The sequence below is a fragment of the Kitasatospora arboriphila genome, from assembly GCF_039528095.1.
Taxonomy (GTDB): Bacteria; Actinomycetota; Actinomycetes; order Streptomycetales; family Streptomycetaceae; genus Kitasatospora; species Kitasatospora arboriphila.
Map to the genome: position 1 here is coordinate 17991 of NZ_BAAALD010000067.1, position 24955 is coordinate 42945.

A 24955-nucleotide genomic window follows, 5' to 3' on the forward strand; every position below is an offset into this window, starting at 1 on the left:
TGCCAAGGATCGCCAGCGCCTGGTCCGTGCCCTGCAGCGGCTGGACTGCCGGCTCGCGGTGTACGGCCGGGGCTGGCGCGGTCACGGGGCGCGGGGGCTGCTGCCCTTCGCCGAGCAGGTGCCCGCCCTCCAGCGGTCCAGGATCAGTGCCGGCACCAGCCACTACCCGGACTATCCGGGCAACTTCTCCGACCGGCTGCCGATCAGCCTGTACGCGGGTCGGGTTCACGTCACCTGCCGCATCCCCGGGGCCGAGTGGCTGCCGGGGCCCGAGGCGGGGCTGTTCCTGGCCGACACGCCGCGCGGTGCGGCCCGCCTGGTGCGCGAGCTGCTGCGGGAGGACCCGGCCGCCCTCCACGAGGCCGGGCTGCGCGGCCACCGCTGGGTCGTCGAACGGCTCACCGACGAGCACGCGCTGCGCCACATGCTCGGTCACCACATCCCGCTGCCCCCGCCCCCCGCCGACCCCTGGCAGGCCGTCGCCACCACCGGCCGAGGCGCGGGCTGACCGGTGTCCTCCACCACGCCCCGGACCTCCGGCACCGTCCTGGCGGGCCTCTTCTGGAACTACGGCGGCGCAGCCGGTTCGCTGGCCGTGCAACTCCTCTACACCGCCTACACCGGACGCACCGTCACCCCGCACTCGTTCGGGACCTATGCGACCGCGGTGACCGTCACCCAGGTCCTCGGCTACTTTGCCAACGCCGGCATCCACACCCACGTGCTGCGCTGCGACCTGCTGACCCGCCAGCTGTCCGCGGCCGCCCTCCGTGCGTCCTGGCTCAGCGGCCTCCTGCTGTTCCTCGTGGCGGAGGCTTCGGCGCCGGTGGCCGCCCGGCTGTGGCACATGCCCGAGGTCGCGCCGATGCTCGCCGTGCTCGCCCTCCAGTTCCTCGTCCAGCCTGCCGCCCTCACCACTGTTGCCGCACTGCGCCGCACCGGCCGCGCCCGCGCCGCCGTGCTCGCCGAGGTCGGCGGCCAGATCGGCGCGTCCGCGGTCGCCGCGGCCCTCCTCGCCACCGGCTGGAACCCGATGGGCCTCACCGCGGCCGGCCCGGCCGGCTCCACGCTCACCGTGTTGGCCGCCGGTGCCGCCCTCGCCCGGAGCGTACTGCCGGGCGGCCCGCCCCGGCGGGCCCGCGACCTCGTCCGCCCGGCCGGCTTCCTGGCGATGACCGGTCTGTGGCAGTCCTCCGTCACCACTGCCCCGCTCTGGGCGGCCGGCCGTTTCCTCGGCCCGACCGCTGCCGGCCACTACTCGCGGGCCTCCCTGCTGCTCGGCATCCCGCTCACCCATCTCGCCCAAGGCCTGAGCCGCACCGCCGCGCCCGCCCTCGCCGACGCCGGCCACGACACCCCCGGGCCGGCCCGGGGCGTGCGCTCGCTGCGGTCCTCCGCCGTGGAGGACGTGGTGTGCGCCGCCTCCGCGACCGCCTTCGTGGTCTTCGGCGTCGCCGCCGGGCTGGGTCCCGCGGTGCTCATGCTCCTGCTCGGACCTGGCTGGGAGGAGGCCGCCCGGCTCGTCCCGCTGCTCGCCCTCGACGCCGTCTGGGGCCTGCTGTACGCGGTCTGCTGCACCGTCGACCAGGTCCGCGACGCGGGCAGGTCGCTGGTCACCGCGCAGGCCTCACTCACCGCGGCGATGGCGGCCGGCCTCGGCTGCGCCGCCCTGGCCGGCTCGCTCCCCGTGCTCGCCGCGGTGGCCGCGGCGGCGTCCGCCACCGGCCACGCCGTGCAGCTGGTCGGCTGGCAGCGCGCCGGAGTGGCCCGCGCCGCGGTCCTGCTGCGGATGCACCTGGCGCACGCCGTTCTCGGCGGCGGACTGTGCGCCGTCGGCCTGCTCGCCTCGCACGGCCGGGCCCCGCTGGCCGGACTGCTCTGCGGCATTGTGGCGATGCTCCCGGTCGTCGTGGGCGCGGTCCTGCTACGGGCCAGACTGCCCGTCCACGCCCTCGCCGTCCGCCGCGGCCTGCTGCCGGCCGGCCGACGCGCCCGTACGACCGCCGACGCCCCGGTGCCCTGAACCGCCACCGGGAGTCGGCATCGGCCGCATCCGGTGTGCGGCAATCGAGTTGTCCGTGCACCGCCCGCCAGGGTGTCGGCCCCGGAGGCCCGGTCCCCTCGCCTAGCGTGCCCGGCATGACCGTACGCATCGCACCCGCGCTCCAGCGGGCGATCCGCTTCGCCGCCGTCCGCGGCTGCGTGCCGACCGCCGTGTGGCAGCGCCTGCACCCGACCGGCGCGTGGACGCTGCACGCCCCCGACGGCAGTCCGTTCAACTACGAGTCCGCACCGGACGACATCATGGCCCGGTCCATCGTGTGGACGGACCTGCGGCATTGGGAGGAGACCACCCAGCCGGTCCTGTTCGACCTGGCCCGTACCGCGCGCGGATTCCTGGACGTCGGTGCCTTCGCCGGTATCTACACCCTGCTCGCCTGCCGGGCCAACCCGCGGCTGCGCGCCATCGCCCTGGAACCCAATCCGGCCACTGTCCCCAAGCTGCGCCGCAACCTCGAACTCAACAGGCTCGACGACCGCGTCGCCGTGGTCGAGAAGGCGCTGTCCGACCGGCCCGGCCGGGCCCGGCTCGGGATCCCCCACGACACCACGGCCGCCTCACTGACCGAACGGTCCCCACTGCACACGGTCGAGGTCGAGGTGACCACCGCCGACGAGGTGGTCGGGGACCTGCCCATCGACCTGGTCAAGATCGACGTGGAGGGCCTGGAACCCGAGGTGCTGTGCGGCATGACCCGCACTATCGCCGCGCACCGGCCCGCGATCGTCGCGGAGTGCCTGGACGCGGCGGCGCTCGACCGGTTCCGGGAGACCGCCCGTGAGTTCGGCTACCGGACGCTCCGTCACCTGGGCCGGAACGGGAGCACCCCGGTGGGCGACGGATTCGTGCCGCCGCCCCGCTACGCCAACTTCCTGGTCACCCCGTAGGGCGCGGCCCGCTCTGCCGCGGGGCCCGCACCAGTTGTGCCAGGCCCTCGGCGAACCGGCGGCTCATCTCCTCCACCGAGTACCGGCCCGCGTCCTGGCGGCAGGCTGCCCGCATGGCCGCCAGCCGCGGCCCGTCCGCGAGCAGGTCCACCACCGCGTCCGCGTACGCCCGTGCCTCCTGCCCGCGGACGACGACGGCCGTCCGGCCGTGCTCCAGGTACTCGAACTCCGGGCCGTGCCCGGCCGCGGGCACGGTGACCACCGGGGTGGCAAGGGCCAGCGCGTCCACCGCCGCCAGCCCGATCGCCCCCGGCAGGAGCGCGACGTCGGAGACGGCGCCGAGCAGGGCTTTGCCCTCGTCGGTGGCGACCGGTCCGAGCGGGACCACCGGCGCGCCGCGCCGCACGGCCTCGTCGACCAGGTGCCGCTGGGCGCCCTGGCCAGCGACCAGCAGCCGGAATCCGGGGAGCTGGCGGTGCACCAGCTCGGCGGCCTCCAGCAGGAAGGGGATGCGCTTGGCCGTGTCGAGGCCGCCGATGAACATGGCGGTGCGGCCGGGCACCAGGCCGTGGTGGGTCCGGAAGGCCTGCAGCCGGTCCTCGGTGAGCCGGGCGGAGGCCGCCGTGAGGGCCGTGGTGTCGGTGGAGTTCCGCACGACGGTGACCCGTTCGGCGGGGAACCCGGCCTCCGCGACGTGCCGGCGGCCCGCGTCGGTGTAGGCGAAGAACCAGTCGGCCCGCCGGGTGAGCGCCGCCTTGGCGTGCCGTGCCAGCCGCCCGGCGCCTCCGTTGTACGTCCGGCCATGGCCCCACAGGGCCACCGCGGGCCCGCGGCCGCGCAGCGCGCGCGGCGGCACGAGCAGCGGGTAGGCCTCCAACTGGTGCAGGGCCTGGTCGACCACCACTGCGCCCGAGGTACGGGCGAGGTCGCCCAGGTCGTGCCAGACCAGAACCCGGCCGCGCAGGCGCAGCGACCGCTGGCGGAGCGGTACGGCGGTGCCGGCGGACAGCCCGACGTCGTCCGCGCGGTGGGTGACGTGGCCGGTGGGGGCGCCGTACGCGACGGTGAGCCGCAGGCCGTGCGCCGCCAGGTCCTCGCCCAGCCGGAGGAAGAACGGCACCCGGTAGCGGGGGACATAGGGGGTCACCACGGTGACCGGGAGCGGTGTCAGCACGGCCGTGCCTCCTGCGCCGTTCGGTAGACCCGGAGCATCCGCTCCGTCCAGGACTGTTCGGAGTACTGCTCGGTGAAGACCCGCCGGCAGTGCGGGCGCAGGGAGGGGAAGCGCTCGGCGGCGGAGGCCAGGACGGCGGGCAGCGGGTCGCGGTCACCGAAGACCGCGCCGGTGCCGTCGGCCTCGGTCTGGGCGGCGGCCGAGGTGCCGGCCCGGGCCAGGACGGGCACGCCGGCGGCGAGCGCCTCCAGGCACACCAGCGGGGCGGCGCCCTCGCGGCACCGCCCAGGGAAGACCAGCCCGCACCAGCCGGCCATTCGCTGCCGCAGGGCCGAATGGTCGAGTGTGCCGAGGAAGCGGACGGAGACGGGGGCCGCCGCCTCGCAGGCCGAGCGCAGCGGCCCGTCGCCGACGACCTCCAGGGGTTCGTGGGCGGGCCAGCGGTGGATCAGCTCCAGCAGGCCCTTCTCGGCACCGATGCGGCCGGCGAAGCCCCAGGGGCCGCGGGCGGTGCCTGGGCCGGGCCCGGTACGGGGGCCTGCGGCGACGAAATTGGGCACCAGTTCCATCCGCTGTGCGGGCACACCGGCACCGGCGTAGGTGCGCAGCGCGGTGGGGGAGAGCACCACCGCCCGGTCGGCGCGGGTCAGCAGTGCGTCCGCGGCCGGGCCCCGGCGGCCGGCCCAGGCGAGCGGCAGGGTGGCCGTCCGGGAGCCGCGGTAGCAGCGGTGGCGCAGCCCGGCCCAGCGGTCGCCGTCCGGGCACCGGGTGCAGTCGGTGCCGTCGCGGTAGAGGGTGGCGGCGGCGCACAGCGGGCGGTAGTTGTGCAGGGTGGCCACCAGCGGACCGGGCCACTGGCGCAGCCAGGACCGGCCGAAGTTGGGGAAGAGGTTGTGCACGTGCACCACGTCGGGGGCCAGCCTACGCAGTTCGGACAGCGGCGAGCGGCTGCTGCCGGTCGCGACGGTGGCGGCGGCCCGCAGCGGGTACAGCGGGGTGCGGCTCAGGTCGTCGGTCCGTGCGGCGACGACGAAGATCTCGCAGCCGGCCCGCTCCAGAGCCCGGGCCTGGTCGAGCACGGCCCGGTTCTCGCCGCTGGGGACGGCCGACCCGTAGAAGCTGTGGACGAGGGCCACCCGCGGCCGGGTCGCCGCTGTCACCGGCCGGTCCGGTTCCGGGCACCGCGGGCGGCGGCCAGCACGAACCGCGGGTGGCCCCACAGTACCCGTCGCCACAGCCGCCGGGGTTCGCTGCACAGCCGGAACAGCCATTCCAGGCCGTGGTTCTGCATCCACGGCGGCGCCTGCGGTTTGCTGCCGGAGACGAAGTCGAAGGCGGCGCCGACCGCGACCAGCACGACCGGGAGTTCGGCGGCGAGCCGGGCCGCTTCCCGGTCCTGCTTGGGGGTGCCGAGGCCGAGCCAGACGACCTGGGCCCGGCTGGCCGTGATCCGCTCGCGCTGGGCGGCGCGCTCCTGCTCGGTGAGCCGCCGGAACGGCGGGGACTCCGCGCCGACGACCAGGGCGCCCGGGAAGCGCCGGGCGATCTCGGCCTGCAGGGCGGCGAGCGCCTGCGGGGTGCCGCCGAGCAGGTAGTGCCGCACGCCGCTCGCCTGGCCGGCGTCCAGGACGCCGAGGAAGAGGTCGGGCCCGTAGACCCGTTGGGCGGGCAGGTCGCAGCCGCGGTGGACCAGGCGGTTGGCCCACACCACGCCCTGCCCGTCGGGCAGGTTGAGCGCTGCGTTGCGGAGCAGTCCGTGCAGGACGGTGTCGGTGTCGGCGAGGGCGAGCGTGTACGCGTTGCAGAGGTGGACGTCGGAGCCGGGCAGGCCGGCCCGGGCCGGGTCGGCGGCCAGCCGGAGGACGGTGCGGACGGCCTGCCGCGGGGTGCAGGCCGTGATCGGGACGCCTGCGCACGGCACGACGGCGGGGGGCGCGGCGGGTTCGGCGGTGGTCATGGCCGCGGGTCTCCTCGGAGGCTCGGCTGGGGTTCGGGGGCAGCGGTGACGGGGAGGCCCACGGGGGCGGCGGTCGGGTAGACGGGGATGCCGAGCAGGTGTCGGCCCCCGGCGGCGGCGAGGAGGGCGGCCGGCACCAGCACGGGCAGGACCGGCAGGACGCGGGACTCCACCAGACCCCCGGCGAGGCCGCCCGCGGCGGCCAGCAGGGCGAGCAGGCCAGCGACCTGACCAGTGGTCAGCCCGAGTCTGCGCATCCGGTGCGAGAGGTGGTCCGTCCCGCCGAGCAGCAGCGGTCGGCCGGCCCGCCGCCGGGAGAGCACGACCAGGGCGGTGTCCGCGGTGCTGACCACGGTGGTGAGCAGGACGGCCGCGCCCCCTTCGACGGTCCGGTCGCCGGCGTGCGCGGCCACCGCGGATGCGGCCAGCAGGAAACCGATGAACAGTGACCCGGCGTCGCCGAGGAAGATCCTGGCAGGGTGCCAGTTGTGCAGCAGGAAACCGGCGCAGGCGCCGGCGAGGACGGCCAGGGTGAGCGCGGTGCCCCAGCGGCCGGCCGCGAGGGCGCTCCAGGCGAGGAAGACGGCGGTCACCGCGGCGACCGAGGCGGCCGCGCCGTCCATGTTGTCCAGCAGGTTGAACGCGTTGGCGGTGAAGACGATCCAGCCGACGGCGAGGGCGCCGTCGAGGAGGGGAGGCCCGAACAGGACCGGGTGGCCGGCGGTGAGGACGACGGCGGCAGCCGCCGCGGCCTCCGCGGCGAGCCGCGGCAGGGCACCGAGCGGCCGCAGGACGTCGGCGAGGCCGAGGGCGCCGATCAGCAGGGCGCAGCCGAGCAGGACGGCCTCGGCGGGCCGCCACCGGTCGAGGGCGGTCAGGACGCAGCCGGCCGCGGCCAGGGTGGCACCGGCGACGGCGAGGCCGCCGAGGTAGGGGGTGGGGCGGGTGTGGGCCTTGCGCGGCCCGGGGCGGTCGGTGATGCCGCGGCGCAGGGCGAAGGCGCGGACCGGGCCGGTCAGGGCGGCGGCGAGGGCGAGGGCCGCGGCAGCGGGACCGGCCACCGCCAGCGCCCCGCTCAGGCCGGACACGAACCGGCCGCCACAGCGCCGGGTTGCCGCTCGCCCTGCGGGGAGGGCAGGGTCTCGCCGGCGAGGGCGGCCCGGGCGTCGGTGAGCGCGTCGGCGATCACCGTGTCGAGGTTCCTGAGCGGGCGCCAGCCGGTGAGGTCGCGCAGCGTGGTGGTGTCGGGCACCCGGCGCTCCATGTCCTCGAAGTCGGGTCCGTAGACGTCCCGGTGCGGGACCAGCCGGATCGGGGCGCCGGTGCCGGCCGTGGTCCGGATGCGTTCGGCGAGGGCGAGGATGGAGATCTCCTCGGAGGAGCCGACGTTGTAGGTGCCGCCGGTGGCCCCGGGATGGTCGAGCAGCCGGAGCAGGGCGTCCACGGTGTCGTCGACGTGGGTGAAGCAGCGGCGCTGGGTGCCGGTGCCGTGCACGGTGAGCGCCTCGCCGCGGACGGCCTGTGCGGCGAGGCGGGGAACGACCATGCCGTACGCGGGGCTCTGCCGCGGGCCGACGCAGTTGAAGAAGCGGACGACGGTGGAGTCGAGGCCGTGTTCGCGGTGGTACGCGGTGGCGAGGATCTCGTCGACGGCCTTGGCGGTGCTGTACCACCAGCGGGCGACGGAGATGCTGCCGAGGACGCGGTCGGAGCCTTCCGCGAGCGGGCCGGAGGCGTTCTTGCCGTAGATCTCGGAGGTGCTGGCGACGACCAGCCGTTTGCCGTGCCGGTGGGCGGCCTCGAGGACGGTCTCGGTGCCCTTGACGTTGGTGGTGAAGGAATCCAGCGGGTGTTCCACGACGAGCCGGACGCCGACGGCGGCGGCCAGGTGGACGACCGTGCCGCTCTGCCGGACCAGTTCGTCCACCAGCGGGCCGTCGAGGACGCTGCCGCGGACGAACCGGAAGCCGGGCCGGGTCGAGGCGGCGGCCAGGTTGGCGGAGTACCCGGTGGAGAGGTCGTCCAGGACGACCACCCGTGCGCCGCGTTCGAGGAGGGCATCCGTCAGATGCGAGCCGATGAAGCCGGCACCGCCGGTGATCAAGTACGTCGAGTCAGCCATGGGCCGTATCTCCGTTAGGGACGCGGCGCTGCGGAGCAGCCACCGATGGGCGCTGTGCACCAATGCGTCCGTTATATCCGGATTGCCGGATCGGCGGACGGCCCGACCCGATCGGAAACCCCGGCTCCCCTGAATGGCGCACCGTCCTGGTCCGTTCGGCAGGCCCCCGGCGGTTCATTCCCGCACCGGCGAGCGATTCTGACACTTTGTCCCTTATGTCTGAAACCCTTTCACTCCCCGACCGGGCAGCCGACCTGATGCCGCGCCAGACCGCCGTCGTCATCGGCCAGGGATACGTCGGTCTCCCCCTCGCCATGCGCGCCTGCGAGGCCGGCTACCGCGTCGTAGGCCTCGACACCGACGAACACCGCATCAAGCGCCTCGGCGGCGCCGACTCCTTCATCCAGGACATCTCCGACAGCTGCCTGCAGGCCGCCCTCGACTCCGGCCGCTACCTGCCCTCCACCGACTACGCCGATGCCGCCGGCTTCGACTTCTGCGCCATCACCGTTCCGACCCCGCTCAGGCACGGCGCACCCGACCTCAGCCATGTCGAGGAAGCCGGCTGCGAGGTCGGCCGGCTGCTGCGCCCCGGCGCCACCGTCGTGCTGGAGTCGACCACCTACCCGTGCACCACCGAGCGCGTCCTCCAGCCGATCCTCGAGGAGGCGAGCGGCCTGAAGGCCGGGCGGGACTTCCACCTCGGCTACAGCCCCGAGCGGATCGACCCCGGCAACGAGTACTGGGACCTCGAGAACACCCCGAAGGTCGTCTCCGGCATCGACGCCGAGTCCCTCGCCCGCGTCGAGGAGTTCTACGGACGCCTCGTCAGACGCACCGTGCCCGTGCAGTCCCCGAGCACCGCCGAGATGGCCAAGCTGCTGGAGAACACCTTCCGGCACGTCAACATCGCCCTGGTCAACGAGATGGCCGTGTTCTCCGCCGCACTCGGCGTGGACATCTGGGAGGCCATCGACGCCGCCGCCACCAAACCCTTCGGCTTCATGCGCTTCCTGCCCGGGCCGGGCGTCGGCGGGCACTGCCTGCCCGTCGACCCGATCTACCTCTCCTGGCAGGTCCGCCAGGTGCTCCGCAACGACTTCCGCTTCGTCTCACTCGCCAACGACATCAACGACCACATGCCCGACCACGTAGTCAAGCGCGTCACCCATGGCCTCAACGGCCACGGCAAGGCCGTCCACGGCAGCCGGATCCTGGTGCTCGGCCTCGCCTACAAGAAGAACACCGGCGACATCCGGGAGTCCCCCGCGCTGCCCGTCGTGGAGGGCCTGTGCAAGCTCGGGGCCCGTGTCGTCGCCGCCGAACCGCACGTCGAGCCCCACCTGCGTCCGTCCGGCCTGCTCTGCGTCGACCTCACCGAGGAGGAGGTACGCGCCTGCGACGCCGTCGTGGTCGTCACCGACCACGACGCCTTCGACTACGAACTCGTGCAGCGCTGCGCGCCGTACGTCTTCGACACCCGCAACCGCTGCGCCGGGCCCAACGTCGAGCGGCTGTGACCCGGGCCGTCCGCGCCGACCGTCCCGGGAGGACACCGCCATGACCATGAGCAGTGACCCGCCACCCCCGCCGGAGCTCCCACCGCAGGACGCACCGTCGGCGTCCGCGGCGCCCGGGCCCACCCCGGAGCCCGGCACGCCCGGACGCCCGCCCTGGTACCGCCGCAGGGCGGTACGCCTGGCGGCACTCGGTACCGCCCTGCTCGTGGCAGGCTGCACCGCGGCCGGCTGGGCGGCGTACCAACGGCTGGAGCGGAACATCCGCACCGACGACGCCACCGCCCGGGCGCTCGACCGGCACGCCGGGGACCGGCCCGGACAGCTCGTGGCCGGCGCCCAGAACATCCTCGTCATGGGGACCGACCGGGAGCCGGGCGCCGACAGCGAGCGCTCCGACACCGTGCTGCTGCTGCACATCTCCGCGGACCGCAGGCGGGCGGCCGTGGTCGGCGTCCCGCGCGACCTGATGGTGTCGGTCCCCAGCTGCGAGCAACCCGGCGGGGGCCTCAGCCGCGCCCAGTACGCCCAGTTCAACTGGGCCTTCCAGTTCGGCGGCCCGGCCTGCACGATCCGCGCCTTCGAACAGCTCACCGGGGTCCGCGTCGACCACCACCTGCTGGTCGACTTCGACGGGTTCCGCAAGGTCGTCGACGCGCTCGGCGGCGTCGAGGTCGACCTGCCCGTGTCCGAATACCATGAGGAGGAACAGATCTACCTCCCGGCGGGGCGCCAGGTGCTGCGCGGCGACGCCGCGCTCGCCTACTTCCGGGCCCGGCACGGCGTCGGGGACGGCAGCGACACCGCCCGGATGGCCCGCGACCGGGACTTCCTGCAGGCGCTCTCCGACCAGGTGCGCAGCCGGGGCGTGCTGTCCGACCCGTTCCGGCTCTACCCGCTGCTCGACACGGTGTCCGCGACGCTGACCGCCGACTCCGGCCTCGCCTCGGTGCCCCGGCTGTACTCCCTGGCGGACGCCCTGCGCTCCGTGCCGGACGGCGCCACCGCCTTCCTCACCGTCCCCCGCAAGCCCTACCCGCAGGACCCCGACCGGGACGTGCCGGCCGAGCCGGCCGCCTCCCGGCTGTTCTCCGAACTGCGCGAGGACCGGCCCGTCACCGCGGGCTGAGCCCCCTCACCCCCGGCCGGGTCGTGCCCGGAGCACGGCCCGGCCGGTCGCCCGCACCGCGCGGTACACCGCGGGCTGCAGACCGGAGAGCACAGTTTCCAACCGCTCCCGGGGGGTCGAGGTCGACACCCGCAGCCGGCTCAGCATCAGCGGATGCTGGACGCCCGGTGCGGCCAGACCGTGGTCGTAGAGGAAGCCGCTGCGGTAGCCGGCCTCCAGCAGCGCCCGGTGCGCCATCGGCGCGAAGTCGCCGTTGGGGTAGGCGAAGGAGGTCGGCGGGTGGCCCAGCAGTGCGGTCAGCCGATCGTGCGCCGCCAGCACCTCCGCCCGCGCCTGGACGTCGTCACAACGCTGCAGGCACGGGTGGGTGAGCGTGTGGTTGCCCACTGCCACGCCGCCCGCTTCCAACTCCCGCAACTCGGGGCCGGTGAGCTGGCGCTCGCGCGGGGCCGGACTCGGCACGGAGCGGCGCAGCTGTTCCACGGCCCGCTCGCGCTCCCCCTCCGGCCGCTGCTTGAGGGCGTGCAGGCAGGCCTCGGCGGTGGAGGTGTCCAGGCCGGGCACGCTCGCTCCGCTGCGCACCAGGTGCGTCACCTCGTGCGGCCAGAACGGCGTGTCCGTGCCGATCAGCCCGGCGACCACGAAGCACACCGCCGGCATGCCGCGCTCGCGCAGCAGCGGCAACCCGGCCTCCAGAATGCTGCGGTGCCCGTCGTCGAAGGTCAGCAGGACACTGCCGGGCGGCAGCTGCGCCCCCGTCCGCACCGCCTCCTCGACCTGTTGCAGGGAGACCGGCCGGGCGGTCTCCAGCAACAGGTCGAGGTGCCGGGCGAAGCCTGCCGGGTCGTCGATCCCGTGGTAGCCGAGGACGGCGAGGCGGCGGGCGGCCCGGCGGCGGAACCATGCCTGGGCGGGCGAGCGGCGCAGCGCCCGGTCGAGCCCGTGCCACCGCTCGTACCGGCCGTACCAGGCGGTGAGCCGGCCGGAGCCGGTCACACCGGTGCGCTGAGCGGGAAGGACACCCCGAAGCCGTTGCCGGGGTGCCAGTGGTCGCGCGGGCGGTCGTCGAAGTGCAGGAACCGCCGGCCGTGCTCCTCCGACCAGCGGGCCAGGCACGGCCAGGCGTGGCTGCGGCTGGAGAGTGCGACGGCCTGCTCGGTCAGCGCCGGTGCGACAGCCATGAGTTCGGCGTCCTCGTGCTCCGGGCCGACCGAGGTGTCGAGCAGCACCATGTCGACGCCCCGCTCGTGCACCTGGGGGCTGCCGAGGATCTCGACGGAGTCGCCGATCATCTGGTCCACGACCTGCCGGTACGGGCCGCTGACCAGCTCGCCGGCCCTCGGATCGATGTCGACCGTGGTGAGCCGGCCGCGGCCGTTGCGCAGCAGGGCAGCGGCGATCAGGGTGCTGGAGATGCCGCGGTGCGGGCCGGCCTCCACCACGTGCTCGGGGCCGAGTGCGCGGACGAGCGCGTAGTAGGCGACCCGGCGGCCGTAGCGGACCTGGTGGTCGCAGGTACCGGACCGGACGCTGCCGGCGAGGCCCGCGTTCAGCGTCTGCCGCAGCTCGGTGTCCCCCTCGGCCTCGCGGACGTAGCCGCGGACGGACCGGACCGGGGCCCCGGTTACATTGCTGACGAACCAGCAGAGGTGGTCGTGGTTCGATGCCTCCAGGTCGTAGGTGAAGCAGGAGTGCTCGCGGGAGCGTACGAGCCAGGTGCCGGAGCGCTTGAGCACCCGGGCGTTGTGGCGGGCGACAGTGGCGAGCCGCACGGGCAGCGCGGCGGCCCGCGCCAGCGGGGTTGCGGCGATCTGCCGACTGAGAGTGGTGAGGTGCATGCGGATCAGACTAGGCGTCAGAACCGTACTGATCCGGGACAAATCTGCCATGTCGTGACAGCTTGTACCGGAGTGGGGAGATCCGACGGCCCTCCGGCCCGACCGCGGGGCGGCCGGGCCGGAGGCCAGGGCGGAACTGGGTGCCTGCGCCTCAGCGGCGCGGCCGGGTGGGCCACGGGGTCGGCAGTTTGTCCGCCGCCTCCGCGAGGTGCGCGGTGATCACCAGGGTGCCGTCCTCGACCTGGTAGTCGAGCGGGGCCGACAGCCGGCGCATGGTGGAGATCAGCCCGGTGTTGGAGGAGTGCGTCACCGCGTACACGGTCGCCACCCCGGCCTGCAGGGCGAGGGCGCCCATCCGGCGGAGCAGGTCGACCCCGAGGCCCTGCCGCTGCCAGTCGTCCTCGACCAGCAGCGCGACCTCGGCGCCGTCGTCGTCCCACATGAGGTGGGCGAGGGCGACGATCCGGCCGTCCGCGTCCTCGACCGCCAGGGTCTGCCCGTGCCGCGGGTCGAGCAGGTGCTCCAGGTAGCGGTCGGCGTCCTTGACCGGGCCGTGGTAGCGCTTGCGCAGGGTGTCGGGCGAGCAGCGCCGGTGCATCTCCAGCGCGGCCCGCTTGTCGCCGGGCTCGGCACGGCGGACGGTCAGGTCGGCGCCGGCCGGCCGGGCGAGCCGGGCCTCGACCTTGGGCACCCGCGGGCCGAGCAGGCTGTCGAGCTCGACCAGGGCCTGGCCGCGGGCGAACTCGGTCGGGGTGAACGGCAGGTGCGGCCGGGTGAGTTCGATCAGGTCGCCGCCGGGGACGGGCAGCCGCATGGTGTGACCGTCCACCCCGGCGGGGGTGGAGCGGCCGCGGTCCGGGTACTGCCGGATCGTGCACCGGCCGAACAGCTGCCGCAGGGCGACCGGCAGCTCGGCGGCGTCCAGCGCGGTGCGGGTGGCCAGGGCGAGCACGTGCGTGGGCGCGTCGACCAGTTCGTGCGCGTCGGCGCGGTCCGTCCAGATGTCGGTGCCGCCGGCCGCGGCGACCGCCGCGGTCAGCTCGGCCCGGTCCAGGGCGGCCGGGGCGCGCAGGAAGAACTCGTCGACGGTACCGGCGGCCAGCGGGTGCGACTGCATCGAGACGATGTTGACCCGGCGCTCGGCCAGGGCCGTGCAGATCCGGGCCAGGCTGCCGGGGGAGTCCTCGACCGTGGTGCGGACCCGCCACAGCACGGTCGCCTCCAGCGCGTCCAGGGGGCCGCTCACCGCGGCCTCCCCGGGCGGCGCATGGGTGTCCGGTGCAGGCGGTCCGTGCGGCCGCCGGTGCGCCCACCAACCGTGGAAGACGGCCGTGGCGAGCAGGGCGAGGGCCGACACGGCGAGCAGCACCGGGCCGTCGTGGCCGTGCACGACCACGTTGGCGACCAGGTCGGCGGTGGCGACGGCGAGGAAGACGGCGGCGAGTTCGACGGTCTCTCTGCGCCAGCGGTGGGTCCGGGCGGCGCGCCGCTGGGCGCGCGAGGGGCCGGCGGTGGTGACGGGTTCACGAGTGTCCATGCAGGTATCGTGTCGCGCCGGTGTTTCACGATCACGAATCCCCCGTGACCTCACGGTAAATGTCTCCGCGGCCGGCCCCTCGGCATGATCGGGACACGTCAGGCGGGGCCGGAGGTGTCCGGACGGCCCGTCAGCCCGGCCGCCGCGGCGTGCACTTCGTCCACGAGCAGCCGGACGTCGGCCTCGGTGGTGGTGGCGTTGAGCAGGCAGGCGCGGAGCATCTCGTGGCCGCCGAGCACGGCGCCGGTGACGAACACCCGGCCGCGCAGCTGGACCGCTGCGGGCAGCTCCCGGTTGATCCGGTCCAGCTCCTCCCCGTCCAGCCCGGCGGGCCGGTACCGGAAGGCGACGATCGAGGTCTCCACCGGCGCCAGCAGCTCCAGTGCCGGGTCGGCCTCGACCAGCTCGCCGAGCCGGCGGGCCAGCGCGGTGGTGTGCGCGATGTCGGCGGCCACGCCCTCGCGGCCGCGGTGCGCGACGGACGCCCAGACCTTGAGCGAGCGGAACGGCCGGGTCTGCTCGGTGCCGTACTCGGAGAACCAGCCCAGCGAGCCGGCGGCCTCGTCGCGCAGGTAGGACGGCACCAGGCTGAAGGTGCCGCGCAGGCCCTCGGTGTCCCGGACGAGCGCGCAGCCGCAGTCCACCGGCACGCCCAGCCACTTGTGCGGGTCCAGGGCGAGCGAGTCGGCGCGGTCCATGCCCGCGTAGCGGTGGGCGATCACCGGGTCGAGCACGCCGAACGCGCCGTACGCGCCGTCCACGTGCATCCACAGGCCCTCGCGCTCGGCGAGGTCGGCGATCGGGTGGAACGCGTCGACGGCGCCGGTGCCGACGGTGCCGGCCGAGGCGACCACCAGGAAGGGCAGCCGCCCGGCCGCCCGGTCCTCGGCGATCGCGGCCTCCAGGGCGGCGGTGTCCAGCCGGCCCTCGGCGTCGGTGGCCACCGTGCGCAGGTGGCGGCTGCCGAGGCCGAGCAGCTCGGCGGCCTTGCGGACACAGGAGTGGGTCTCGCCGGTGACGTAGCCGACCAGCGGCGGCAGCGCGGCGAGGCCCTCGGCGCGGACGTCCACCCCGGCCCGCAGCGCCGCCCGGTTCCGGGCGGCGGCCAGGCAGACGATGGTGGCCATCGAGGTGCCCGAGGTGAGCAGACCGCCGCCGGCCGGGTGCGGGAAGCCCACCAGCTCGGCGATCCAGCGGACCACGGCCCGCTCCAGGTGGACGTCGGCGTGGTCGCCGCCGGCCGAGCTGGGGTTCATCGCGGAGGCGACCAGGGTGGCGAGCACACCGGCGGGCTGCGGGGCGGAGTTCACCCAGCCGAAGAACCGCGGGTTGCCGTTGCCCATGGGTGCCGGCAGCACCTGCTCGGCGACGGTCTTGAGCAGGCCGTCCAGGTCGGTGCCGGTCTCGGGAAGCGGCAGGTCCAGCAGCGCCTGCCGGTCGGCCGCGGCCATCGGCTGCCAGACCGGACGGTCGGCCAGGCCCTCCAGGTAGTCGGCGACCAGGCCGGCCGCGGCGTGCGCCGCGCTGCGGAAGTCTTCGGAGGTCATGGTGGGTGCACTCCAGCGAACGGGGGTGGGGGAAGCAATGGCGCGGCTTCCTCGGCGCACCCGCGTCCCGATCGTACGCTCCTTACATCGGCGTGGATCCACCCGGGAGGGTGCCCCCACGGGCCCCTACGCTTGCCCCATCAGTCCAGGGTGCTGGAGAGGCCGCCTGCGGAGCGGCAGTAGCCGGCGATCTCCTTGTCGGTGATCTGCTTGCAGAGCTTGGCCGCGGCGCCGGACTCGGTGTAGTTGACCGTCCAGTAGCTGACCAGGCCCTGGGTGCAGGCCTTGCGCTGCCAGGTGTCGGCGGCGGTGGCGCACTGCTGGGCGGCCCAGTCCGCGCGGTCCAGGTTGTACTTCATGGTGCGCGAGCCGACCCCGCGGCTGCAGTCGTTGGCTCCGCCGCTGGCCTGGGCGTTGAGGCACCACTTCAGCGCCCCGGCGAAGGCCTCGGGGTGGTTGGCGTAGTCGTGCGAGCTGAGGTAGAGGGTCGGCGCGTAGAAGAAGCAGGCGGACTGGAAGAGGGCGGGCTGTTCGGGGCAGGGGTAGAGCGGTTCGGCGGCGAGCTTGTCGGCGGGCAGGTTCGCCTTGGCCTTCTCGTCCTCCTCGTCCGGGGCGAAGAGCTGCATGAACAGGCCCTCGGAGCAGGTGATCCGGCGGCTGGTGCTGGGGAACTTGCTGCACAGGTCGCGGGCGGAGGGGATGTCCTGCTTGGTGACGAACATGATCCCGTGGCCGACGCCGTGGATGCACGGCCCGGTGTTGGCGGGTGCGCAGAGCGTCAGGATGTCCTGCTGCGGGTTCTTGGAGGCCGCGAGCATCTCCTCGACCGCGCCGTGCAGGTACCCGGCCGCGCACGTCTCGTGCGGGAAGGAGATGACCTTCTGGAAGTCCTCGTGGTACCGCTTCACCGCGGTGTGGCCGAGCTCGTGCGCGATCGGGTGGCAGAACCGCACGGTGTACGGCTTCTCCTTGGTGATCTTGTCGAGGTCGGCCAGCGCCACGCCGGGGTCGGTGGCGTCCATTTCGGCGACCAGCTTGTTCCGCAGGGTGGAGCGGGTCCACACCGCGGGGTCGCCGGTCGGCGAGGCGGACGCCGGGGTGGCACCGCCGGGCGCGGCCTGGGTGGTGGCGGGCACGCCGGCCGCGACCGGTGCCGTCTCTGGGGTCCAGTGGGTCACCGAGACCGCGCCGATCCCGAGGACGCCGAGCAGGACTGCGGTGACGATCGCGAAGATCCGCGGATGCATGGTGCTGATTCCCCCGGTGGTCGACGACGGACGGGCGGCACTCCCATCCTGACGTCGGCGGCACCGATTGCACGGACCGGCCGCCGCCGAACGGTGAGATGTCGGCACCACCGGGGGAGCGGTTTCCCCCGGACGGCGCAACAGGCCCCCCTGTCGACACCTCACCCCCACCGTCTCACATCACGAGTGACACGTCGTACGTTCGCAGCCAGTCGTCGATGCCGAGCACCACTTCGGTGGCGGCCCGGGCGTACTGCGGGTCGGCGCCCGGCGCCAGCGCCTCGGCGACGGCCGTGCGGTCCAGCAGCGCCGCGGCGGGGGAGTCCCGGTCGGCGGCGAGCCGGCCGAGGGCCGACTGCAGCGAGCGCGGGTAGCGCAGGTCCTGGATCGAGGGGTAGGGGCTCTTCGCCCGGTCGGCGACGGCGTCCGGCAGCAGGTCGCGGACGGCGGCCCGCAGCAGGCTCTTCTCCCGGCCGTCGGCGGACTTGATCCGCCACGGCGTGTTGAAGACGTACTGGACCAGCCGGTGGTCGCAGAACGGCACCCGCACCTCCAGGCCGCAGGCCATCGACAGCCGGTCCTTGCGGTCCAGCAGGATCCGGACGAACCGGGTCAGGCTCAGGTGGGTGAGTTCGCGCATCCGGCGTTCCACCGGGTCGGTGCCGGGCAGCTGCGGCACGGCGGAGACCGCCTCCCGGTAGCGGTCGGCCCGGTAGGCGTCCAGGTCCAGCCCGGCGAGCAGGCCCGGGTCGAGCAGGCCCTCCCGAGGGCCGGCGCCGAGCCCGGCGGTGCGGGCCAGCAGGGCGGCCCAGGGGAAGGTCTCGGCGGCGATCAGCGCTGGGTCGTGGAACCAGGGGTAGCCGCCGAACAGCTCGTCCGCGGCCTCGCCGGACAGTGCCACCGTCGAGTCCCGGCGCACCGCCCGGAAGAGCAGCAGCATCGAGGTGTCCATGTCGCCGAACTCCCACGGCAGGTCGCGGGCGCGCAGCACGGCGGTCCGGTGCGCCGGGTCGCTGAGGGAGTCGCTGTCCAGCTCGACGGTGCGGTGGTCGGCGCCGACGTGCTCGGCGAGCAGCCGGGCGTACGGGCCGTCCGGGGTGCCGCGCATCGCGTCCGGGCGGAACCGCTCGGTCTGCCCGGCGTAGTCGACGGCGAAGGTGCGGACGGGGCCCGCGCCGCGCCGCCGCAGCGCCTGCGCGGCGAGCGCGGTGATCGCGCTGGAGTCGAGCCCGCCGGAGAGCAGGGCGCAGAGCGGCACGTCGGAGTCCAGCTGCCGCCGTACGGTGTCGGCCAGCAGTTCGCGGACGGCCGCCGCGGTGGCCGGGGCGTCGTCGGTGTGCTCGCGGGCCTCCAGCGCCCAGTACCGGCGGGTGGTCAGCCCGGAGCGGCGGACGGTGACCACCTGGCCGGGCTGCACCTCGACGAGGCCCCGGTAGACGGCGTGGCCGGGCGTGCGGGCGGTGCTGAGCAGTTCGCGCAGCCCGTCGAGGTCGACCTCGGGGCGCAGCGCCGGGTGGGCGAAGAGCGCCTTGGGTTCGGAGCCGAACAGCACGCCGGCGTCGGTGCGGTGGTAGTGCAGCGGTTTGACGCCCATCCGGTCGCGGACGAGCAGCAGTTCCTCGCGGCGGGCGTCCCAGAGCGCGAAGGCGTACATGCCGTTCAACCGGTCGACGAAGCGCGGGCCCCACTGGAGGTAGGCGCGGAGCACGACCTCGGTGTCGCTGCGGGTGCGGAAGTGGTGCCCGGCGTGCTGCAGGGCGGTGCGCAGCTCGCGGTGGTTGAAGACCTCGCCGCTGTAGCTGAGGACGGCGGGGGAGTGGCCGCCCTGCTCGGCGGCCATCGGCTGGGCACCGCCGGCCGGGTCGATCACGGCGAGCCGCCGGTGGCCGAGCGCGGCGTGCCGGGTGAGGTGCAGCCCGCCGCCGTCCGGGCCCCGGCAGGCCATGGTGGCCGTCATCGCCTCCAGCGCCGCGCGTTCCCGGGTGAGGTCCCGGTCGAACGCCACCCACCCCGCGATTCCGCACATGCCGCCTCCGCAACTGTCTTTGGCGTGTACGGATCAGCACGCTACGCGGGAGCGTTCGGCCACTGCAAGTGTGTTCGAGAGGGCCGAACCAGGGAATGTCTGCCCGATTTCGGGCAGAAATCTTGGGCTTCCGGCGATCGGGCGCATAGAGTCCTCGACCGTGCCCGCCTCACCCCACCCTCATGAAGACCTCCTCGCCCACCTCACCCGCACCAGCCCGCTCGGGCCGGGCGAGGCGGCGCGGGTCGTCGCGGAGGTGATCGCGTACTTCTCCGAGACCACCGAGGAGTACGTCCGCCGCCGCCACGGTGAGCTGCAGGCACGCGGCCTGACCAACGAGCGGATCTTCGCCCGCCTCGGCGCCGAACTGGCGTCCCGGCGAGTCGCGGCGCCCGAGCTGTCCACCCGCCAGCTGCGCCGCATCGTGTACGGGTGAGCCGCCCGACCGCTGAACCGAAGGAGTCCCACCCATGTGCGGAATCGTGGCCTACATCGGCCCCAAGGACGCGACCACCTTCCTGCTGGAGGGCCTGCAGCGACTGGAGTACCGCGGCTACGACTCGGCCGGCGTCGCCGTCACCGGCAAGACCGGCAGCCTGAAGGTGTGCAAGACGAAGGGCCGGGTCGCCGACCTCGCCGCCGCCGTCCCCGCCCGGTTCAAGGGCACCACCGGCATCGGCCACACCCGCTGGGCCACCCACGGCGAGCCCAGCGACGCCAACGCCCACCCGCACGTCGACAACGCCGAGCACATCGCCGTCGTGCACAACGGCATCATCGAGAACGCCGACGAACTGCGCGCCAAGCTGACCGCCGAGGGCGCCGTCTTCACCTCCGAGACCGACACCGAGGTGCTCGCCCACCTGGTCGCCGCGCACGGCGGCGAGGGCACCGAGCTTGAGGACGCCGTCCGCGCCGCCCTCAAGCACGTCGTCGGCACCTACGGCATCGCCGTCGTCGACGCCCGCCAGCCCGACCGCATCGTCGTCGCCCGCAACGGCAGCCCGATCGTGCTCGGCCTCGGCGAGAAGGAGATGTTCGCCGCCTCCGACGTCGCCGCCCTCGTCCGCTACACCCGCCAGGTCGTCCACCTGGAGGACGGCGAACTCGCCGTCGTCCGCGCCGACGGCTTCCGCACCTTCACCGAGGACGCCCGCACCGTCACCCGCCAGCCGTCCACCGTCGACTGGGAGGTCGGCTCCTACGACACCGGCGGCTACGAGCACTACCTGCTCAAGGAGATCCACGAGCAGCCCGCCGCCGTCGAGCGCACCCTCTCCGGCCGCCTCGACGAGCGCTTCGCCACCGCCCACCTCGGCGGCCTCAACCTCGACGCCCGCGAACTGCGCGAGATCCGCCGGGTGAAGATCCTCGGCTGCGGCTCCGCCTACTACGCCGGCGAGATGGGCGCCCAGCTCATCGAGGAGCTCGCCCGGATCCCCGCCCACAGCGAGCCCGCCTCCGAGTTCCGCTACCGCAACCCCGTCATCGAGGCCGACACCCTCTACGTCGCGGTCAGCCAGTCCGGCGAGACCTACGACACCCTCGCCGCCGTCCAGGAGATCAAGCGCAAGGGCGGCCGCGTCCTCGGCGTCGTCAACACCGTCGGCAGCGCCATCGCCCGCGAGTGCGACGGCGGCATCTACCTGCACGCCGGCCCGGAGATCTCGGTCGCCTCCACCAAGGCCTTCACCTCCACGGTGATCGCCTTCGCGCTGCTCGCCCTGCACTTCGGCCGCATCCACGACCTCTCGCCCGCAGACGGCCGCCGCATCGTCGCCGCGCTCAAGGCCCTGCCCGGGAACATCCGGGAGATCCTCGACCAGCAGGACGAGATCGCCAAGCTCGCCGCCGAGTACGCCGACAACGCCGGGATGATGTTCATCGGCCGGGTCCGCGGCTACCCGGTCGCCCGCGAGGGTGCCCAGAAGCTCAAGGAGATCAGCTACGTCCACGCCGAGGCGTACCCCGCGAGCGAGCTCAAGCACGGCCCGCTCGCGCTGATCAGCCCCGAACTCCCCACCGTCGCCCTCGTCCCCGACGACGAGCTGCTCGACAAGAACCTCACCACCCTCGGCGAGATCAAGGCCCGCTCCGGCCGCGTCCTCGCGATCGCCCACCGCGCCCCCGAGACCAAGCTCGCCGACCACTGCATCGTCGTCCCCAAGAGCGAGCCCGAGCTCGACCCGCTGCTCCTCAACATCCCGCTCCAGCTGCTGGCCTACCACGCCGCGGTCGCCCTCGGCCGGGACGTGGACAAGCCGCGCAACCTCGCCAAGTCCGTCACCGTCGAATAGCCGCACCCCGGCGGGCCGACCGGCCGGGGGCGTTGCGCCCCTGTCGGTCGGCCCGTCGGCGCCGCTACGGACCGGCCTGCCCGGACGATCGATTCCAAGGGGCCGGTCCGTGTGCCGGCCGTTGCGTCCGGGTCAGGGAGCGATGGGCGTCAGGAAGATCCATATGTGGCCGAACGGGTCACGGAGCATCGACTGCCGGGCGCCGTAGGGCATGTCGGTCGGAGGCGAGAGCAGCTCTGCACCGGCGCTCACGGCCCGGGCGCTCAGGCCGTCCACGTCCGGCACGTAGACGTGCAGGGCGACGGACGCCCCGAGCGCGTCGGGAGGCGAGAACGGGGCGTCGGCGTCACCGAGCATCAGGGTGGACCCGTGGACGCCGATCTCGGCGTGCGCGATTCGCCCGGCCTCTCCTTCCATCCGGAAGTGCTCGGACGCTCCGAACGCGGCCACGTAGAACTCGATCGCCTCGGCGGCTCCGTCGACCATGACGTGGGGGACGACCGCGTACCTGTACTGCTCGGGGATCTCCATGCGGATCAAGGTAGGACCGCATCGATCAACCGGACACCGGGCAGAGGCCTTGTCCCGTCTGCGACGAAAGACGTAGGACCGGGGTCGTCCCGTTCCAGGATCACCGTCCGGCCGTCGGTTTCGGCGGTCATCGGCGATCAGTGGACGCACGGCCGGCCGACACCCGGTCGGGCAAGTCGCCGATTCGTGATCGGCACAGGTGTCTAGTGGTCCGCGACGATCCGCAGCGTGGTGACGGCCGGGTCGGTGGCTCCGCGGACGTGGCCGGTGGGGGCGGCGGCCACGGCGTGGAGGAAGGCGACGAGTTCGGCGGTGATCTCCTCGCCGGGCAGCACGTTGGGGATGCCGGGCGGGTAGGCGGAGAGGGTGTCCGCGGAGATCCGTCCGACCGCCTGGGCGGCGGGCACCGACCGCCCCGGCGCCAGGAACGCCTCCCGCGGTGTCATCCGGACGGCTCCCGGCGCGGGGAGCTCCGGCCCCGGGGCGCCCTCGGCGACGCCCGGGACCGCCGGCAGGGCGTGCAGGGCCGCCGCGAACCGTTCCGCCTCGGGCCCGGCGCCCGCGCCGACCACCGCGACGACGGCGGCGTCGGTCGCGACCTCGACCAGCACCCCGTGCTCCTGCATCAGCCGGCGCCGGGCCTCGTGCCCGGATATGCCGCCGGCCCGGACGTCCACGGAGACCCGCAGCGGGTCGGTGGCGACGATGTCCCGGAAGCGTCCGAAGCCGTCGCTGACCACCCGGAACCGTCCGCCGGCCCGGACCGCGGCCCGCATGGCGTCGGCGGCGGCCAGTGACTCCGAGATCGCCCGGTGCCCGGTGACGAGGGTCCGCCGGGCCTCGTCCAGCGAGGCGAGCAGCAGGGAGCTGGCGCTGGTCGACTGGGTGAGGTGGAAGACGCGTTCGACGAGCGGTTCGAGCCGGTCCGCGAAGGGCCCGTTGCCGAGGTGCAGCATGGCGGCCTGGGTGAGTGCCCCGCCGAGTTTGTGGGTGCTGGAGACGACCAGGTCGGCGCCGTGCGCGAGCGCGTTCGCGGGCAGCGCGGGGTGGAAGCCGAAGTGGGACCCCCAGGCCTCGTCGACGATCAGCGGGACCCCGGCGGCGTGCGCGACCCGGGCGAGCGCGGCCACGTCGGCGACGGCGCCGAAGTAGCTGGGGGTGACGACGTAGGCGGCCGCCGCGTCGGGGTTCCGGGCGAGGGCGACGGCGAGGTCGCTCGCGGTGACGCCGTGGGCGATGCCGGTCCGGGTGTCCACGGTCGGCTGGACGAAGGCGGCGCCGAGGCCGGACAGCACGAGGCCGTCGACGACGCTGGAGTGCACGCTGCGCTGGACGACGAGGGTCCGGCCGAGCGACTGGGCGACCAGGGCGGCGATCCGGTTGCCCTGCGAGGCGCCGTTGGTGAGGAACCAGGTCCGCCGGGCGCCCCAGGCGTCGGCGGCGAGCTGCAGGGCCTGCTCCATCGGGTTGTCCGGGCCCAGGTCGATGCCCTCCAGCAGGGGCGGCACGTCGCGCCGCAGCACGGCCTCGCCGACGTGTCCGGCGAGCCCGGCGAAGCGGTCCGGGTCGGCGGCGTGCCCGGGCACGTTGAGCCGCAGCCAGTCGCGGTCCGCGCTCGCCCGTACCGCCTCGGCGTAGGGGGCGCGCAGCTGGGCCGGGTCGGCGGCGGCGGGGACGGGGGAGGAGAGGGTCATGGTGCTCACCCTCCGACCGTCGCACCGCGCCGCCCATCGAGGCACCCGGTACTTTTCTGGACATCTCCAGAAAACCTCGATGGCTCCACCCCGGGCCACCGACGAGGACCACCGACAACCCGGACCACCGACACCCGGACCACCCGACAGCCGAGGCCCCACCCGTGCTCGATCTCCGCCACCTGCAGGTGCTCCGCGCCATCGCCCGCGAGGGCTCGCTGGCCGCCGCGGGCCGCTCCCTGCGGCACAGCCAGCCGACGGTGAGCCACCACCTGGCCACCCTGGAGGCGCACTTCCGCACCCCGCTGGTGCACCGCGGCGCCCGCGGCGCCGTCCTCACCGAGGCGGGCCTCGCCCTGCTGCCGCACGCCGAGGCGGTGCTCGACCGGGTCCGGGTCGCCGAGCGGGAGCTCGCCGACCTGGTGGAGCGGGGCGCCGCCACGCTCCGGGTCGGCACCTTCCCGACCGCGGGGGCGCTGCTGCTGCCGCCGGCGGTCCGCACCCTGCACCGCGCCGGGGTGCACCTGGCGCTCACCGAGGGCGAGCTGCCGGCCCTGCTGGCCGGGCTGCGCAGCCGGCAGCTGCAGGTCGCCCTGGTCTACTCCCGCTCGGACGGCGGCCTGGACCTCGGCGAGGACTTCGTCGTCCACCCGCTGCTGGAGGATCCGCTGCAGCTCGTCCTGCCGGCCGACCACCCGCAGGCCGGCCGCGACCGGGTGCCGCTGGCGGCGCTGCGCGAGGACGGCTGGATCCTCGGGGTGAGCGATGCCGACCCGGTCGACCGGGTGCTGTTCCGGGCGTGCGCGGAGGACGGCTTCGAACCCGTGCCGGTGCTGCGCACCGACGACTACTCGGTGCTGCAGGGGTTCGTCGCCGCCGGGGTCGGTGTGGCGCTGCTGCCGAGGCTCGGTCTCGGCCCGCACCGGGAGGACCTCGCGGTGCGGCCGGTCGACGGTCCGCAACTGGCCCGGCGGATCGGGGTCGCCGCGCTGCGCACCAGTGATTCGGCGAACGCCAGGGCCCTGCTGGCAGCCCTCCGTGACGAGGCGGACCGGCTGCGTCACCGCTGGTCGGAGGCGGATCGGGCGGCGGGCGGCGGGGGGTGATGCCCCGTCAGCTCGGGTGGACTATGGTGCGACCATGGCACTGGAGTGGGAGCAGGTCGTCGTCGACTCCGCCGATCCGGTGGCGCTCGGCCGCTGGTGGGTGTCCGCCCTCGGGTGGACGGTGGTCAACGACGCGCCGGACGAGTTCGAGATCCGCCCGTCCGCGGACCGGCTGCCCGGTCTGATCTTCGTCCCGGTGCCCGAACGCAAGCAGCTGAAGAACCGCCTCCACCTGGACTTCCGTCCCGACGACCAGGCGGCCGCGGTCGAGCGGCTGCGCGACC

General features: G+C 74.5%; 22 protein-coding genes. 9 read left to right on the forward strand and 13 right to left on the reverse strand.

Annotation, left to right across the window (positions count from 1 at the left end; genetic code table 11):
- From ABD353_RS27825 to ABD353_RS27835, 3 genes are all read left to right on the forward strand, one after another.
- A partial coding sequence (locus tag ABD353_RS27825; RefSeq protein ID WP_344626435.1) for a glycosyltransferase family protein occupies positions 1 to 508 on the forward strand: 508 nt, incomplete at its 5' end.
- A gap of 3 nt (positions 509 to 511) precedes the next feature.
- Entirely contained in the window at positions 512 to 2023 is a 1512-nt protein-coding gene (locus tag ABD353_RS27830) for an oligosaccharide flippase family protein (protein WP_344626436.1), read from the forward strand.
- A gap of 116 nt (positions 2024 to 2139) precedes the next feature.
- Complete coding sequence (locus ABD353_RS27835) at positions 2140 to 2949, forward strand: FkbM family methyltransferase (protein ID WP_344626437.1); 810 nt, start codon at positions 2140 to 2142, stop codon at positions 2947 to 2949.
- On the opposite strand, the gene ABD353_RS27840 is transcribed toward ABD353_RS27835, so the two are convergent.
- Genes ABD353_RS27840 through ABD353_RS27860 form a run of 5 tightly spaced genes read right to left on the reverse strand, consistent with a single transcriptional unit; the run spans position 2939 to position 8202 of the window.
- The gene (locus tag ABD353_RS27840) at positions 2939 to 4123 is read right to left on the reverse strand and encodes a glycosyltransferase family 4 protein (protein ID WP_344626438.1); all 1185 of its coding nucleotides are present in this window, start codon (positions 4121 to 4123) and stop codon (positions 2939 to 2941) included. The two genes, ABD353_RS27835 and ABD353_RS27840, sit on opposite strands and share 11 nt — an antisense overlap.
- Positions 4117 to 5283: a glycosyltransferase family 4 protein gene (locus ABD353_RS27845; RefSeq protein ID WP_344626439.1), complete on the reverse strand. Its 1167-nt coding sequence runs from the start codon at positions 5281 to 5283 to the stop codon at positions 4117 to 4119. Before ABD353_RS27845 ends, ABD353_RS27840 begins: the two co-directional genes overlap by 7 nt.
- Positions 5280 to 6080, reverse strand: coding sequence for a WecB/TagA/CpsF family glycosyltransferase (locus ABD353_RS27850; protein ID WP_344626440.1), 801 nt, complete (start codon positions 6078 to 6080; stop codon positions 5280 to 5282). The genes ABD353_RS27845 and ABD353_RS27850 overlap by 4 nt, the downstream gene beginning before the upstream one ends.
- A complete protein-coding gene (locus tag ABD353_RS27855; RefSeq protein ID WP_344626441.1) occupies positions 6077 to 7168 on the reverse strand; it encodes an MraY family glycosyltransferase in 1092 nt (363 codons plus the stop codon). Before ABD353_RS27855 ends, ABD353_RS27850 begins: the two co-directional genes overlap by 4 nt.
- Entirely contained in the window at positions 7156 to 8202 is a 1047-nt protein-coding gene (locus ABD353_RS27860; RefSeq protein WP_344626442.1) for an NAD-dependent epimerase/dehydratase family protein, read from the reverse strand. Before ABD353_RS27860 ends, ABD353_RS27855 begins: the two co-directional genes overlap by 13 nt.
- A 215-nt stretch (positions 8203 to 8417) precedes the next feature.
- On the opposite strand from ABD353_RS27860, the gene ABD353_RS27865 reads away from it, so the two are divergent.
- Both ABD353_RS27865 and ABD353_RS27870 read left to right on the forward strand, forming a co-directional pair.
- Positions 8418 to 9722, forward strand: coding sequence for a nucleotide sugar dehydrogenase (locus ABD353_RS27865; RefSeq protein WP_344626443.1), 1305 nt, complete (start codon positions 8418 to 8420; stop codon positions 9720 to 9722).
- A 40-nt stretch (positions 9723 to 9762) separates the two neighbouring features.
- Positions 9763 to 10848, forward strand: a complete 1086-nt coding sequence (locus tag ABD353_RS27870; protein ID WP_344626444.1) for an LCP family protein — start codon at positions 9763 to 9765, stop codon at positions 10846 to 10848.
- A gap of 6 nt (positions 10849 to 10854) precedes the next feature.
- On the opposite strand, the gene ABD353_RS27875 is transcribed toward ABD353_RS27870, so the two are convergent.
- The 6 genes from ABD353_RS27875 to asnB all read right to left on the reverse strand — a co-directional run bounded on the left by ABD353_RS27875 (position 10855) and on the right by asnB (position 19043).
- Entirely contained in the window at positions 10855 to 11844 is a 990-nt protein-coding gene (locus ABD353_RS27875) for a polysaccharide deacetylase family protein (protein ID WP_344626445.1), read from the reverse strand.
- A complete protein-coding gene (locus ABD353_RS27880) occupies positions 11841 to 12686 on the reverse strand; it encodes a class I SAM-dependent methyltransferase (protein WP_344626446.1) in 846 nt (281 codons plus the stop codon). Before ABD353_RS27880 ends, ABD353_RS27875 begins: the two co-directional genes overlap by 4 nt.
- A gap of 151 nt (positions 12687 to 12837) precedes the next feature.
- Complete coding sequence (locus ABD353_RS27885; RefSeq protein WP_344626447.1) at positions 12838 to 14223, reverse strand: GNAT family N-acetyltransferase; 1386 nt, start codon at positions 14221 to 14223, stop codon at positions 12838 to 12840.
- A 98-nt stretch (positions 14224 to 14321) separates the two neighbouring features.
- A complete protein-coding gene (locus ABD353_RS27890) occupies positions 14322 to 15770 on the reverse strand; it encodes a pyridoxal phosphate-dependent decarboxylase family protein (RefSeq protein ID WP_344626448.1) in 1449 nt (482 codons plus the stop codon).
- Positions 15771 to 15910: 140 nt separating this feature from the next.
- Positions 15911 to 17017 carry a hypothetical protein gene (locus ABD353_RS27895; protein WP_344626449.1) on the reverse strand — a complete coding sequence of 369 codons (1107 nt, stop codon included), beginning with the start codon at positions 17015 to 17017 and terminating at the stop codon, positions 15911 to 15913.
- Between the two features lie 175 nt (positions 17018 to 17192).
- The gene (gene asnB, locus ABD353_RS27900; RefSeq protein WP_344626450.1) at positions 17193 to 19043 is read right to left on the reverse strand and encodes an asparagine synthase (glutamine-hydrolyzing); all 1851 of its coding nucleotides are present in this window, start codon (positions 19041 to 19043) and stop codon (positions 17193 to 17195) included.
- A gap of 160 nt (positions 19044 to 19203) precedes the next feature.
- Here asnB and ABD353_RS27905 point away from each other — a divergent pair, with 160 nt between their 5' ends.
- Positions 19204 to 19479 carry a hypothetical protein gene (locus ABD353_RS27905; RefSeq protein WP_030269292.1) on the forward strand — a complete coding sequence of 92 codons (276 nt, stop codon included), beginning with the start codon at positions 19204 to 19206 and terminating at the stop codon, positions 19477 to 19479.
- Positions 19480 to 19513: 34 nt separating this feature from the next.
- Positions 19514 to 21340, forward strand: coding sequence for a glutamine--fructose-6-phosphate transaminase (isomerizing) (gene glmS / locus ABD353_RS27910; RefSeq protein WP_344626451.1), 1827 nt, complete (start codon positions 19514 to 19516; stop codon positions 21338 to 21340).
- Positions 21341 to 21472: 132 nt separating this feature from the next.
- Here glmS and ABD353_RS27915 read toward each other — a convergent pair whose 3' ends face one another.
- A complete protein-coding gene (locus ABD353_RS27915; RefSeq protein ID WP_344626452.1) occupies positions 21473 to 21871 on the reverse strand; it encodes a VOC family protein in 399 nt (132 codons plus the stop codon).
- A gap of 203 nt (positions 21872 to 22074) precedes the next feature.
- Positions 22075 to 23565: an aminotransferase class I/II-fold pyridoxal phosphate-dependent enzyme gene (locus tag ABD353_RS27920; RefSeq protein ID WP_344626455.1), complete on the reverse strand. Its 1491-nt coding sequence runs from the start codon at positions 23563 to 23565 to the stop codon at positions 22075 to 22077.
- Positions 23566 to 23729: 164 nt separating this feature from the next.
- On the opposite strand from ABD353_RS27920, the gene ABD353_RS27925 reads away from it, so the two are divergent.
- Complete coding sequence (locus ABD353_RS27925; RefSeq protein WP_344626453.1) at positions 23730 to 24671, forward strand: LysR family transcriptional regulator; 942 nt, start codon at positions 23730 to 23732, stop codon at positions 24669 to 24671.
- Positions 24672 to 24705: 34 nt separating this feature from the next.
- On the forward strand, positions 24706 to 24955 hold a 250-nt coding region (locus ABD353_RS27930; RefSeq protein ID WP_344626454.1), incomplete at its 3' end, for a VOC family protein.

What these genes read in the sequence shown, in the direction of transcription:
- ABD353_RS27880 (WP_344626446.1), bottom strand. Translation starts at nt 12,686, where the DNA reads ATGCACCTCACCACTCTCAGTCGGCAGATCGCCGCAACCCCGCTGGCG.
- ABD353_RS27915 (WP_344626452.1), bottom strand. Translation starts at nt 21,871, where the DNA reads ATGGAGATCCCCGAGCAGTACAGGTACGCGGTCGTCCCCCACGTCATG.
- ABD353_RS27870 (WP_344626444.1), top strand. Translation starts at nt 9,763, where the DNA reads ATGACCATGAGCAGTGACCCGCCACCCCCGCCGGAGCTCCCACCGCAG.
- glmS (WP_344626451.1), top strand. Translation starts at nt 19,514, where the DNA reads ATGTGCGGAATCGTGGCCTACATCGGCCCCAAGGACGCGACCACCTTC.
- ABD353_RS27920 (WP_344626455.1), bottom strand. Translation starts at nt 23,565, where the DNA reads ATGACCCTCTCCTCCCCCGTCCCCGCCGCCGCCGACCCGGCCCAGCTG.
- ABD353_RS27860 (WP_344626442.1), bottom strand. Translation starts at nt 8,202, where the DNA reads ATGGCTGACTCGACGTACTTGATCACCGGCGGTGCCGGCTTCATCGGC.
- asnB (WP_344626450.1), bottom strand. Translation starts at nt 19,043, where the DNA reads ATGTGCGGAATCGCGGGGTGGGTGGCGTTCGACCGGGACCTCACCCGG.
- ABD353_RS27885 (WP_344626447.1), bottom strand. Translation starts at nt 14,223, where the DNA reads ATGGACACTCGTGAACCCGTCACCACCGCCGGCCCCTCGCGCGCCCAG.
- ABD353_RS27850 (WP_344626440.1), bottom strand. Translation starts at nt 6,080, where the DNA reads ATGACCACCGCCGAACCCGCCGCGCCCCCCGCCGTCGTGCCGTGCGCA.
- ABD353_RS27865 (WP_344626443.1), top strand. Translation starts at nt 8,418, where the DNA reads ATGTCTGAAACCCTTTCACTCCCCGACCGGGCAGCCGACCTGATGCCG.
- ABD353_RS27890 (WP_344626448.1), bottom strand. Translation starts at nt 15,770, where the DNA reads ATGACCTCCGAAGACTTCCGCAGCGCGGCGCACGCCGCGGCCGGCCTG.
- ABD353_RS27895 (WP_344626449.1), bottom strand. Translation starts at nt 17,017, where the DNA reads ATGCATCCGCGGATCTTCGCGATCGTCACCGCAGTCCTGCTCGGCGTC.
- ABD353_RS27835 (WP_344626437.1), top strand. Translation starts at nt 2,140, where the DNA reads ATGACCGTACGCATCGCACCCGCGCTCCAGCGGGCGATCCGCTTCGCC.